This window comes from Thauera sp. SDU_THAU2, from assembly GCF_038260575.1.
In the GTDB taxonomy this organism is placed as follows: Bacteria; Pseudomonadota; Gammaproteobacteria; order Burkholderiales; family Rhodocyclaceae; genus Thauera.
The window spans coordinates 3275131-3288248 of the sequence record NZ_JBBWUN010000003.1 but is presented as its reverse complement, the minus strand read 5'-3'; the positions used below and the strand labels follow the sequence as shown (position 1 = coordinate 3288248).

Here is a 13118-nt window from a genome sequence, read left to right as displayed (position 1 = left end):
ATCGCAGTGACGCCGTGACTGAATTTTCTCGATGAAGAAACTCTACATCCGCACCTTCGGGTGCCAGATGAACGAGTACGACTCCGACAAGATGGCGGACGTGCTCGCGGCCGGCGAAGAGCTGGTCAAGACCGACAACCCCGAAGAAGCGGATGTGATCCTGTTCAACACCTGCTCGGTGCGCGAGAAGGCGCAGGAGCGGGTGTTCCACGATCTCGGCCGGGTGCGGCTGCTGAAGCAGACGCGGCCCGACCTGATCATCGGCGTGGGCGGCTGTGTGGCGAGCCAGGAAGGCGAGGCCATCGTCAAGCGCGCGCCCTATGTGGACGTGGTGTTCGGCCCGCAGACCCTGCACCGGCTGCCGAAGCTGATCGAGGCGCGCCGCCGCACCGGCCGCTCGCAGGTCGATATTTCCTTCCCCGAGATCGAGAAGTTCGACGCCATGCCGCCGGCGCGGGTCGAAGGCGCCAGCGCCTTCGTGTCGATCATGGAAGGCTGTTCCAAGTACTGCACCTTCTGTGTCGTGCCCTATACCCGCGGCGAGGAAGTGTCGCGCCCGCTCGACGACATCCTGACCGAGATCGCCGGCCTGACCGCGCAGGGCGTCAAGGAAGTGACCCTGCTCGGCCAGAACGTCAATGCCTGGCGCGGCGAACTGGTGCGCGAAGCGGGCGAGGAGGGCGACTTCGCCTTCTTGCTCGAGTGCGTGGCGGAAATGCCCGGCATCGAGCGCATCCGCTATACCACCTCGCACCCGCGCGAGATGACGCAGCGCCTGATCGACTGCTACGCCACCATCCCCAAGCTGGTGTCGCAACTGCATCTGCCGGTGCAGTCGGGTTCGGACCGCGTGCTGGCGGCGATGAAGCGCGGTTACTCGGTGCTGGAGTTCAAGTCGGTGGTGCGCAAGCTGCGCGCGGCGCGGCCGGACCTGTCGCTGACTTCGGACTTCATCGTCGGCTTCCCCGGTGAGACCGAGGCGGATTTCGACAAGACCATGAAGCTGATCGACGACATCGGCTTCGACGGTTCCTTCAGCTTCGTCTACAGCGCCCGCCCGGGCACGCCGGCGGCCGACCTCGAAGGCACGGTGCCGCAGGAGACCAAGCTCGCCTGGCTGGCTCGCCTGCAGAAGTGCATCGACGAGCAGTACCAGGCCAACAGCCAAGCCATGGTCGGCAGCGTGCAGCGCATCCTGGTCGAAGGCGCGGCGCGCAAGAACGCCGACGAGGAGCTGATGGGCCGCACCGACAACAATCGCGTGGTCAACTTCGCCGCGCCTTCGCTGAACCGCGGCCGCCTGATCAACCAGTTCATCGACGTGCGCATCACCGCCGCCCTGCCGCACAGCCTGCGCGGCGAGATCATCACCCGGGAATCCTGAATGGCGAAAACCCTGGATGTCTTCTTCGAGCCGGCGGACAACGCCCGGCTCGCCAAGCTTTGCGGCGCGCTCGACGAGAACCTGCGCCAGATCGAGAACGCCTTCGACATCACCATCGTCCGCCGCGGCGAGCAGTTCACCCTGAACGGCCATCCGGCCCAGGTGCTGCGCGGCGAGATGGCGCTGAAGCATTTCTACGAGCGGACCGAAAACGATCTGTCCTTCGACGAAGTCCAGCTCGGCCTGGTCGAGATCGCCAACCGCGGCGAAGCCACCGCGGCTTCGCCGGTGCTGATGACCCGCCGCAACGAACTGCACGGCCGTACGCCGCGCCAGGTGGAGTACCTGCGCAACATCCAGGAGCACGACATCACCTTCGGCATCGGCCCTGCCGGCACCGGCAAGACCTATCTGGCGGTGGCCTGCGCGGTCGATGCCTTCGAGCGCGAACTGGTCGAGCGCATCGTGCTGACCCGCCCGGCGGTCGAGGCCGGCGAGCGCCTGGGTTTCCTGCCCGGCGACCTGGCGCAGAAGGTCGATCCCTACCTGCGGCCGCTGTACGACGCGCTCTACGACCTGATGGGCTTCGAGCGTGTCGGCAAGCTGTTCGAGCGCAGCCTGATCGAGATCGCGCCGCTGGCCTTCATGCGCGGGCGCACGCTCAACAACGCCTTCATCATCCTCGACGAGGCGCAGAACACCACGCCCGAGCAGATGAAGATGTTCCTCACCCGCATCGGCTTCGGCGCCAAGGCGGTGGTCACCGGCGACCTCACCCAGGTCGACCTGGTGCGCGGCCAGCGCAGCGGCCTGAAGGAAGCCCAGCAGGTGCTGGCCGGCGTGCGTGGCATCGCGTTCACCGAATTCTGCAAGGAAGACGTCGTCCGTCATCCGCTTGTCGCACGCATCGTCGAAGCTTACGACAATGAGGCTGCCCGCCTGGAGCGCGCGAAGGCGGCGGCCGATGCCCAAGCCAAGGACGAGGAAGACAAGGATGCCGAAAGCGGCGAGCGAAAAAATGGGTAGGGCCAGGATTCTTGCGGTCGACGCCGACGGCAGGACGACGCGGATCAAGGCCGAGCGCCTGGAGATCGAGCTGGGCGACGGCCGCCGCCTGCTGCTGAGCCTGCCCGGGCAGCCCTGGGGCGACCTGGAGATCGAAGCCGACTGCGCCGGCGAGGATGCCGTGCCGCTGCTGTCGCTGCAGCCCGCCGCCTGCAATGTGCTGACGCTGCGCGTCGATCTGCAGCACGACCTGCTGCCGGTCGAGGAAGCCGAACCGATCGATCTGCCGCAAGGCGACAGTCCGCCGGTGCTGAAGCTGGCCGTGCAGAAGGCGGTCGAAGGCGTCGACAAGGCCAACGCACCCAAGAAGCACGCCATCCGCCGCTGGGCGCAGGCCGCCCTGCTGCGCGACGCCGAAGTCACCGTGCGGCTGGTGGGCGAGGCCGAAGGGCGCGAACTGAATCGCGGTTTCCGCGGCAAGGACTACGCCACCAACGTGCTCACCTTCGTCTATGGTGAAGGTGAAGCGATGCCCGCTGCGGGCGCGGGCGGCGATGGGCCGCTGACCGGCGACCTGGTGCTGTGCGTGCCGGTGGTGGTGCGCGAGGCAGCCGAGCAGGGCAAGACGCTGGAAGCGCATTTCGCCCATCTGGTGGTGCATGGTATGTTGCACCTTCAGGGCCACGACCACGAGATCGAGGTCGATGCCCTGGAAATGGAAAAACTCGAGACGGATATCCTCGGTGGTCTCGGCTACGCCGATCCCTATGCCTGACTGCATGCCGGGCGATGGCGGGTCGGCAGGCGCCGCCCGCGGAACCGCCATCCACCGACATGGATAGTCCTGGAAAACCTTCATTCATCGAGCGCGTCGCCGCGCTGCTGTCGCGTGAGCCGGAAGACCGCGACGACCTCTTCGCCCTGCTGCAAGCCGCTTTCGAGCGCGACCTGCTCGACGCCGACGCCTTGTCGATCATCGAAGGTGCGCTGCAGGTTGCCGACATGCAGGCCCACGACGTCATGGTGCCGCGCGCGCAGATGGACTGCGTGTGCCTCGACAGCCCGGTCGAAGAAATCGCCGGCTTCGTCGTCGATACCGGGCATTCGCGCTTTCCGGTGATCGGCGGCGGCAAGGACGACATCGTCGGCATCCTGCTGGCCAAGGACCTGCTGCGCCATTTCGCCGGACGCGAGTTCGACCTGCCCGGCCTGCTGCGGCCGGCGGTCTTCATCCCCGAATCCAAGCGCCTCAACGTGCTGCTGCGCGAATTCCGCGCCAGCCACAACCACATGGCGATCGTCGTCGATGAATACGGCGGCGTTGCCGGCCTGGTGACGATCGAGGACGTGCTGGAACAGATCGTCGGCGAGATCGAGGACGAGCACGATCTCGACGATAGCGGCGACAACATCCGCCTGGCCTACAACGGCCGCTACCGCGTCAAGGCCACCACCGCCATCGAGGACTTCAACAAGGCGTTCTCGACGGTGTTCTGCGACGACGAATACGAGACCGTCGGCGGTCTGCTGATGCGCCGCTTCGGCCGCCTGCCGCAGCGCGGCGACACCGTCGAACTGGCGGGGCTGCGCTTCCAGGTGCTGCGCGCTGACACCCGGCGGCTGCACTCGGTGCTGGTCGAAGTGTTGCCGCCGCCGCCTTCGTCATCGCCAGAAGCCGGAGCGACGGACGCCTGATGCGGACTCGCCTGGTATTCGCCCTGCTGGCGGGCGCGGCCAGCGTGCTGGCGTTCGAGCCGTTCGGCTGGTTTCCGCTGATGTTCGCCAGCCTTGCCGTGCTGGCGGGCTTGCTGGCACGCGCCGGGCGGACGCGCGACGGCTTCCTGATCGGCTTCGCCTGGGGCTGGGGCGCTTTCATCGCCGGCGTGTCCTGGCTGTATGTCGCGCTCGAGCGCTACGGCGGCATGCCGGCGCCGCTGGCCGGGCTGGCGATCGCGCTGTTCTGCGCCTATCTCGCGCTGTACCCGGCGCTGGTGGGAGCGCTGTTCGTGCGGCTGCGCGGCCCGGCAGCGCTTTCCGCCGCGGCCGTGTTCGGCGCGCTCTGGCTGCTCGCCGAATGGCTGCGCGGCGTTGCCCTGACCGGTTTTCCCTGGCTGGCCGTCGCTTATTCGCAGACGCCGCCCAGCCCGCTGGCGGGCTGGCTGCCGGTGCTCGGCATCTACGGCGTCGGCGGACTGCTGGCTTTCCTGTCCGCGCTGGCGGCGTTGACCGATTGGCGGAAGGCGGCCCGGTGGCAGCGGCTCGGTGCCCTGGCCGTGGTGGTGGTCCTGCTGGCAGCCGGTGCAGGCCTGCGTGGCCAGGCCTGGACCACGGCTGCCGGCCAGCCTGTGGCCATCGCGCTGGCGCAGACCAATTTCGACCAGAGCCTGAAATGGGATGCCGAACGCTTCACCGACGTGCTGCGCGACAATTTCGCCCTGGTGCGCGACGAGTTCACCCGCCCGGATCCGCCCGCCATCCTGGTGCTGCCCGAAACCACGCTGCCGACCCTGCTCGACCTGCTGCCCGAAGGCTATCTGGAAGCGCTGGCCGGCTTCGCCGCCGGTGCGGGCGGCGACCTGGTGCTCGGTGCCTTCCGCCGCGACGAGGCCGGCCGCATCTACAACGCCGCGCTCAGCCTCGGCAGTGCGCCGGTGCAGCACTACGCCAAGCAGCATCTGGTGCCTTTCGGCGAATACTCGCCACCGCTGTTCGGCTGGTTCTACCGTCTGGCCAGCATCCCGATGTCCGACCAGACCCGCGGCGCGTCCGACCAGCCGCCGATGGCGCTCGGCGGGCAGCGCATCGCGCTCAACATCTGCTACGAAGACCTGTTCGGCGCCGAGATCATCCGCACGCTGCCGCAGGCGACGCTGATGCTCAACATCTCCAACCTCGCCTGGTACGGCGACTCCTTCGCCCAGCCCCAGCATCTGCAGATCGCCCGCGCGCGCGCGCTGGAAACCGGCCGCCCCATGCTGCGCTCGACCAACACCGGCATGACCGCGCTGGTGCAGCCCGATGGCCGCGTGACGGACGTGCTGCCCGCGTTCGAGCGCGGCGTGCTGCGTGTCAGCGTGCAGGGCTACGAGGGCACGACGCCTTACGTCCGCTTCGGCAACGCTCCGGCGCTGCTCGCCGGCGTGCTGCTGCTGGCGCTGGCAATGTTGCGGCGTGCCGGATCCTTGCGCAGGTGATGGAGCTGCGGCTGATGTCATAATCTCGGCCTGCACATGACATTCCTCGCCGGCGCCGGCGCGCCGCCATCCAGATGAACGACAAATCCATCCGTATCGCCCTGTCCGTGGCCGCACTGGCCGCGATGCTGGCCGTGCCGCCGTCCGGCGTTTCGGCTGCCGATGCCGGCGACCAGGCGTCCGCGCCGCGTCCGGCGCTGACGGTGAGCGTGGCCCGGCCCGAGCGCATGCAACTGCCGCAGCGGCTGGTGGCCAACGGCGACGTCGCCGCCTGGCAGGAAGCCAGCGTCGGTGCGGCGATCGGCGGGCAGCGCCTGCTCGAAGTGCGGGCGGACGTGGGCGACGTGGTGCGTGCCGGCCAGGTGCTGGCGGTGTTCGACGACGAGATGCCGCGTGCCGAAGCCGAACAGGCGCGCGCGGCGCTGCTCGAAGCGGAAGCCGGTGCGGCGGAGGCCGCCGCCAATGCCGGACGTGCCCGTGCGCTGCGCGACAGCGGTGCGATGAGCGAACAGCAGGTGATGCAGTTCCTGACTGCCGAAAAGACCTCCACCGCCCGTATTGCTTCGGCGCGCGCGACGCTGGCGGCGCGCGAGCTGAACCTGCGCCACACCCGTGTGCTGGCGCCGGACGACGGCGTGATCTCGGCCCGCAGCGCGACCGTGGGCGCGGTGCTGGGCAATGGCACCGAACTGTTCCGCATGGTGCGCAAGAGCAGGCTGGAATGGCGCGCGCGGCTGACCGAGGCCGAGATCGGCCGCGTCCGTGCCGGCCAGACCGTGGCGCTGACGCTGGCCGACGGCAGCCGGCTGCACGGCAAGCTGCGTATGGTGGCACCGACGGTCGATGCGCAGACGCGCTTCGGCCTCGTTTATGTCGATCTGCCGACACGTGGCGCCGAGGCCGGGCTGGCGAAGGCGGGCATGTTCGCGCGCGGCGAGTTCGAGCTGGGCCGGGCCGAGGCGCTGACCGTGCCGCAGCAGGCCGTGGTGGTGCGCGAGGCCTTCAGCTACGTGTTCAGCGTCGGCGAGGACAGCCGCGTCGCGCAATTGAAGGTAAGCACCGGCCGGCGTGCCGGCGACCGGGTCGAGATCCTGGACGGCCTGGCGGACGAGGCGAGGGTGGTGGTGGCCGGCGCGGGCTTCCTGAACGATGGTGATCTGGTGCGCGTGGCCGACTCTGCCGGCGCTCCGCCAGCCGGTGCGGCGGCGGCCGCCACCCCGGTGCTCGGCACCCCGGCGGCGCGCTGAGGATCGCGGGCGATGAACGTCTCGGCGTGGTCCATCCGCAATCCGATTCCGGCGGCGATGCTGTTCGTGCTGCTCAGCTTTGCCGGCCTGCTGTCCTTCGGCGCGATGAAGATCCAGAACTTCCCCGACATCGACCTGCCGTCGGTGACGGTGTCGGCGGTGCTGCCGGGGGCGACGCCGTCGCAACTGGAGAACGACGTCGCGCGCAAGATCGAGGATTCGATCGCGACCCAGTCCGGGCTCAAGCACATCTACACCAAGGTGCAGGACGGCAGCGTGCTGATCACCGCCGAGTTCCGCCTGGAAAAGCCGGTGCAGGAGGCGGTGGACGACGTGCGTTCGGCGGTCGCCAGCGTGCGCGCCGACCTGCCGGGCGACCTGCGCGACCCGGTGGTGAACAAGGTCGATCTCGCCGGCACGCCGGTGCTGGCCTTCACCATCCGCTCGCCGCGCATGGACGACGAGGCGCTGTCGTGGTTCGTCGATCACGAGGTGTCGCGCAAGCTGCTGGCGGTGCGCGGCGTGGGTGCGGTCAACCGTGTCGGCGGCGTGACGCGCGAGATGCGCGTCACGCTCGACCCGCTGCGCCTCGAAGCACTGGGCGTGACCGCGGCGGAAGTGTCGCAGACGCTGCGTGACGTGCAGGTGGAGAGCGCGGGGGGCGCGCCGACCTGGGCAGCGGCGAGCAGCCGGTGCGCACGCTGGCGACGGTCGCCGACGCCGAGGCGCTGGGCGACATCGAGCTCGCGCTCGCCGGCGGCCGCACGCTGCGCCTGCGCGAAGTGGCGAAGGTGGAGGACACCGTGGCCGAACGGCGCTCGGCAGCCCTGCTCGACGGCAAGCCGGTGGTCGGCTTCGAAGTCGCGCGCAGCCGCGGCGAGAGCGAGGTCGAAGTCGGCGCCGCGGTGCAGGCGGCGCTGGCCGAACTGCGCCAGGCCCATCCGGACGTCGAGATCACCGAAGCCTTCAACTTCGTCGCGCCGGTGGAAGAGGAATACCACGGCTCGCTGAAGCTGCTGTACGAAGGTGCGGCGCTGGCGGTGATCGTGGTGTGGCTGTTCCTGCGCGACTGGCGGGCGACGCTGGTGTCGGCGGTGGCCCTGCCGCTGTCGGTGATCCCGGCCTTCCTCGGCATGTACCTGCTCGGCTTCTCGATCAACGTCGTCACGCTGCTGGCGCTGTCGCTGGTGGTCGGCATCCTGGTGGATGACGCCATCGTCGAAGTCGAGAACATCGTGCGCCACCTGCGCATGGGCAAGACGCCCTACCAGGCGGCGATGGAGGCGGCCGACGAGATCGGCCTGGCGGTGATCGCCACCACCTTCACGCTGATCGCGGTGTTCCTGCCCACCGCCTTCATGAGCGGCGTCGCGGGCAAGTTCTTCAAGCAGTTCGGCTGGACCGCGTCGCTGGCGGTGTTCGCTTCGCTGGTGGTGGCGCGGGTGCTGACGCCGATGATGGCGGCTTACCTGCTCAAGCCCATCGTCGGCAAGCACGACGAGCCGCGCTGGCTGGTCTGGTATTCGCGCTGGGCCGAGCGCTGCCTGCGCCATCGCGCGCTGACCATGCTGGCCGCGGCGGCCTTCTTCATCGGCTCGGTGATGCTGATCCCGCTGTTGCCGACCGGCTTCATTCCGCCCGACGACAACTCGCAGACCCAGGTCTATCTGGAGCTGCCGCCGGGCGTGACGCTGGCGCAGACGCTGGAGGTGGCCGAGCAGGCGCGTCTGCTGGTCGGTGGTGTCGCGCACGTGCGCAGCATCTACACCACCATCGGCGGCGGCAGCGCCGGCGGCGATCCGTTCGCGCCCAAGAGCGCCGCCGAGGTGCGCCAGGCCACGCTGACGGTATTGCTGTCGCCACGCGCCGAGCGGCCGGTCAAGCAGGTCATCGAGCAGGAAATCCGCGCCGCGCTGGAAACGCTGCCCGGTGTGCGCAGCAAGGTCGGGCTGGGCGGTTCCGGCGAAAAATACATCCTCGTGCTGGCGGGCGAAGACCCTGCCGCACTGCAGTCGGCGGCGCTGGCGGTCGAGCGCGACCTGCGCACGATCCCTGGCCTGGGCAGCATCGCCTCGACTGCCAGCCTGATCCGTCCCGAGATCGCGGTAAGGCCGGACTTCGCCCGTGCCGCCGACCTGGGCGTGACCAGCCGCGCCATCGGCGATACGCTGCGTGTCGCCACCATCGGCGACTACGACATGGCGCTGGCCAAGCTCAACCTGTCGCAGCGCCAGGTGCCCATCCTGGTGCGGCTGGACGAATCCGCGCGCGAGGATCTCGCTCTGCTCGAACGTCTCGCCGTGCCGGGCGCGCGCGGGCCGGTGATGCTCGGCCAGGTGGCGACGCTGGAAGTGGCCGGCGGCCCGGCGGTGATCGACCGCTACGACCGCTCGCGCAACATCAATTTCGAGATCGAGCTGTCGGGCACGCCGCTGGGCGAAGTCACCGCGGCGGTGGCGCAACTGCCGTCGGTGCGCAAGCTGCCGCCGGGTGTCAGGATCATCGCGGTCGGCGACGCCGAAGTCATGGGCGAGCTGTTCACCAGCTTCGGCCTGGCGATGCTGACCGGCGTGCTGTGCATCTACACGGTGCTGGTGCTGCTGTTCAAGGATCTGCTGCATCCGATCACGATCCTGGTCGCGCTGCCGCTGTCGCTCGGCGGCGCCTTCGTCGCGCTGCTGGCGGCGCAGAAGAGTTTCTCGATGCCTTCGCTGATCGGCCTGATCATGCTGATGGGCATCGCCACCAAGAACTCCATCCTGCTCGTCGAGTACGCCATCGTCGCCTACCGCGACCACGGCCTGTCGCGTGCCGAGGCGCTGATCGACGCCTGCCGCAAGCGCGCCCGTCCGATCGTCATGACGACGATCGCGATGGGTGCCGGCATGATGCCGATCGCGATCGGCTCCAGCGCCACCGACGGCAGCTTCCGCTCGCCGATGGCGATCGCGGTCATCGGCGGGCTGATCACCTCGACCGTGCTCAGTTTGCTCGTGGTGCCGGTGGTCTACACCTACGTCGAGGACTTCAAGCTGCGGGTGGCGCGGCTCTGGCGGCGGTCCTGAACGAGCACGCTGGTTGCCGCCGCGCGGCCCCCTGGGGCAAGAAACCCCAGGGGCCGCGGCGGCGTGGAGCGGGCAGATGCCGGGGGCTTTTCTGCGCGTGCATGCGGGCAAGTACGCCGCGAGCGCCGAATCCCAGTAAAATCCCGGACTTTGCGTTCGCAGTGCGGCTCCGGGCCGCCCCACCGACCAAGGCGCCATGTCCGTTCAGAAACCCACCTTCCAGCAAGTCATTCTCACGCTCCAGCATTTCTGGGGCGAACGCGGCTGCGTGCTGCTGCAGCCCTACGACCTCGAAGTCGGCGCCGGCACCAGCCATACGGCGACCTTCCTGCGCGCGATCGGTCCGGAGCCGTGGAATGCCGCTTACGTGCAGCCTTCGCGCCGGCCCAAGGACGGCCGCTACGGCGAGAACCCCAACCGCCTGCAGCACTACTACCAGTTCCAGGTGGTGCTGAAGCCGTCGCCGCTGGACATCCAGGAGCTGTACCTGGATTCGCTGCGTGCGCTGGGCATCGACCCGATGGTGCACGACATCCGCTTCGTCGAGGACGACTGGGAGAACCCCACGCTGGGTGCCTGGGGGCTGGGCTGGGAAGTGTGGCTGGACGGCATGGAAGTCACCCAGTTCACCTATTTCCAGCAGGTCGGCGGGCTGGACTGCAAGCCGGTGCTGGGCGAGATCACCTACGGCATCGAGCGCCTGGCGATGTACCTGCAAGGCGTCGAGAACGTCTATGACCTGGTGTGGTCGATCGCGCCCGACGGCCGCAAGGTGACCTACGGCGACGTCTACCATCAGAACGAAGTGGAGCAATCCACCTTCAATTTCGAGCACAGCAACGTCGACTTCCTGTTCTCGCTGTTCGCCAACTACGAATCCGAAGCCAAGCGCGTGATGGAAGTCGGCCTGGCGTTGCCGGCCTACGAGATGGTGCTGAAGGCTGCCCACACCTTCAACCTGCTCGATGCCCGCGGCGCCATTTCCGTTACCGAGCGCGCCGCCTACATCGGCCGCATCCGCAACCTGTCGCGCGCCGTGGCGCAGGCTTATTTCGAATCCCGTGAAGCCCTCGGCTTCCCGATGCTGAACGCCGGCAAGGAGGGCGTGTGATGACCAGCGCGACCCTGCTCGTTGAACTGCTGACCGAAGAATTGCCGCCCAAGGCCCTGCCGCGCCTGGGCGAGACCTTTGCCGGCAAGATCGCCGAAGGCCTGAAGGCCAAGGGCCTGGCGCCGGCAGACGCCGCTTTCCACGCCTTCGCCAGCCCGCGCCGCCTTGCCGTGACGGTGGCGAACGTGGCCGCCGAAGCGGCGGCGAAGGAAGTCACCGAGAAGCTGATGCCGGTGTCCGTCGCGCTCGACGCCGACGGCAAGCCGACGCCGGCGCTGCTGAAGAAGATGGAAGCCAAGGGCATCCCGGCCGAGGTCGTGGCCGGCTTCGAGCGCCGCATGGACGGCAAGGCCGAGGCGCTGTTCCACACCGCCACGGTGCCGGGCGCGAAGCTCGCCGAGGTGCTGTCCGCCATCGTGCAGGATGCGATCAAGGCGCTGCCGATCCCGAAGGTGATGCACTGGGGCGACGGCGACGCCACCTTCGTGCGCCCGGTGCACAAGCTGACGATGCTGCACGGCGCCGAGGTCGTGCCGGGCCGCGTGCTCGACCTGGAGTCGGGCCGTACCACGCGCGGCCACCGCTTCATGAGCCGCGGCGACATCGACATCGCCACTGCCGATGCCTACGAGCCGACGCTGCTGGCCGAAGGCAAGGTGATTCCGCGCTTCGCCGAGCGCCGCGACGACATCGAGCGCCAGTTGCTCGCCGAGGCGGCCAAGCAGGGCGCACTGCTCGGCGAATACGCCGACCTGCTGGACGAGGTCGCGGCGCTGGTCGAGCACCCGACCGTGTATGTCGGCGAGTTCGAAGCCGAATTCCTCGCCGTGCCGCAGGAATGCCTGATCCTGACGATGCGTGCCAACCAGAAGTATTTCCCGCTGTTCGACGGCGCCGGCAAGCTGCTGAACCGCTTCCTGATCGTCTCCAACATGCGGGTGGCCGATCCGTCGAACATCGTCAGCGGCAATGCTCGCGTGGTGCGCCCGCGGCTGTCGGATGCACGCTTCTTCTTCGAGCAGGACAAGAAGCAGCCGCTGGCCGCCCGCCTGGCGAGGCTGGCGCCGGTGGTGTATCACAACAAGCTCGGCAGCGTGCTGGAGCGCGTCGAGCGCCTCGAAGCGCTGGCCGGCGCGATCGCCGCGCAACTGAAGGCCGACGTGTCCGCGGCGAAGCGTGCCGCGCGCCTGGCGAAGGCCGATCTCGTCACCGACATGGTCGGCGAGTTCCCCGAGCTGCAAGGCATCATGGGCCGTTATTACGCGCTGGCCGACGGTGAGGGTGAAGTCGTTGCCGACGCCATCCAGGCCCATTACCAGCCGCGCTTCGCCGGCGATGCGCTGCCGGCCGGCAACGTCGCCGCCGCCGTGGCGCTGGCCGACAAGCTCGACGCGCTGGTCGGCTTCTTCGGCATCGGCATGGTGCCGACCGGCGACCGCGATCCCTTCGCGCTGCGTCGCGCCGCGCTCGGCGTGCTGCGCATCCTGATGGAAACGCCGCTGCCGCTCGAGCTGCCCTGGCTCATCGACACCGCCGCCGCCGGCTTCAAGCCCGGCCTGCTCGGCGCCGAAGGCTTCGCCGCGCAGTTGCAGGACTTCATGTTCGAACGGCTGAAGAACCTGCTGCGCGAGCGCGGCCGCGACGGCGCGGTGATCGACGCCGTGCTGGCGCTCCGGCCGGCCCGCATCGACCTGGTGCCGGCCAAGCTGGCGGCGGTGGAGTCCTTCCGCGCGCTGTCCGAAGCCGAGGCGCTGGCTGCCGCCAACAAGCGCATCGTCAACATCCTGAAGAAGGCCGGAGGCGAGCTGGGCGAGCCCGACATCGCGTTGCTGCAGGAAGAGGCCGAGAAGGCGCTGTTCCATCGCGTCGTCGAAGTTGCGCCGCTGGTGCGTTCGCACGTTGCCAACGAGGACTACACCGACGCGCTGTGCGTGCTCGCCGGCTTGCGCGGCGCGGTCGACCGGTTCTTCGAGGATGTCATGGTGATGGCCGAAGAGCCGCTGACGCGCCAGAACCGCCTGGCCCTGCTGGCCCAGCTTGCCGGCTTGATGAACCAGGTGGCCGACATTTCGCGTCTGTCCGCCTGACGCCGCTGGGACCGCCCGCCATGCC

Annotated in this window: 9 protein-coding genes and 1 pseudogene; all 10 read left to right on the top strand. The window is 68.7% G+C overall.

Annotated features, from left to right (window positions below):
• The first annotated feature begins 31 nt into the window (after positions 1–31).
• The 10 genes and pseudogenes from miaB (at position 32) to glyS (ending at position 13093) form a co-directional block, all read left to right on the top strand.
• Positions 32–1384 (top strand): tRNA (N6-isopentenyl adenosine(37)-C2)-methylthiotransferase MiaB, encoded by a 1353-nt coding sequence (gene miaB / locus AAFL97_RS17110; protein ID WP_341645924.1) that lies wholly within the window; start codon positions 32–34, stop codon positions 1382–1384.
• Positions 1385–2410, top strand: a complete 1026-nt coding sequence (locus AAFL97_RS17105; RefSeq protein ID WP_341645923.1) for a PhoH family protein — start codon at positions 1385–1387, stop codon at positions 2408–2410.
• Positions 2379–3164, top strand: a complete 786-nt coding sequence (gene ybeY / locus AAFL97_RS17100) for an rRNA maturation RNase YbeY (RefSeq protein WP_341645922.1) — start codon at positions 2379–2381, stop codon at positions 3162–3164. Before AAFL97_RS17105 ends, ybeY begins: the two co-directional genes overlap by 32 nt.
• Before the next feature lie 59 nt (positions 3165–3223).
• Positions 3224–4084, top strand: coding sequence for an HlyC/CorC family transporter (locus tag AAFL97_RS17095; protein WP_341645921.1), 861 nt, complete (start codon positions 3224–3226; stop codon positions 4082–4084).
• Positions 4084–5583, top strand: coding sequence for an apolipoprotein N-acyltransferase (gene lnt, locus AAFL97_RS17090; protein WP_341645920.1), 1500 nt, complete (start codon positions 4084–4086; stop codon positions 5581–5583). The genes AAFL97_RS17095 and lnt overlap by 1 nt, the downstream gene beginning before the upstream one ends.
• Before the next feature lie 74 nt (positions 5584–5657).
• Positions 5658–6830: an efflux RND transporter periplasmic adaptor subunit gene (locus AAFL97_RS17085; protein ID WP_341645919.1), complete on the top strand. Its 1173-nt coding sequence runs from the start codon at positions 5658–5660 to the stop codon at positions 6828–6830.
• 12 nt (positions 6831–6842) lie between these two features.
• Positions 6843–7436, top strand: a pseudogene (locus AAFL97_RS17080) (efflux RND transporter permease subunit); the annotation flags it as partial.
• An 86-nt stretch (positions 7437–7522) separates the two neighbouring features.
• Positions 7523–9895, top strand: a complete 2373-nt coding sequence (locus tag AAFL97_RS17075; RefSeq protein ID WP_341645918.1) for an efflux RND transporter permease subunit — start codon at positions 7523–7525, stop codon at positions 9893–9895.
• 196 nt (positions 9896–10091) lie between these two features.
• On the top strand, positions 10092–11006 hold the full coding sequence (glyQ, locus tag AAFL97_RS17070) for a glycine--tRNA ligase subunit alpha (protein ID WP_341645917.1): 915 nt from the start codon (positions 10092–10094) through the stop codon (positions 11004–11006).
• Positions 11006–13093, top strand: a complete 2088-nt coding sequence (gene glyS, locus AAFL97_RS17065; protein WP_341645916.1) for a glycine--tRNA ligase subunit beta — start codon at positions 11006–11008, stop codon at positions 13091–13093. The genes glyQ and glyS overlap by 1 nt, the downstream gene beginning before the upstream one ends.
• Positions 13094–13118: the final 25 nt, after the last annotated feature.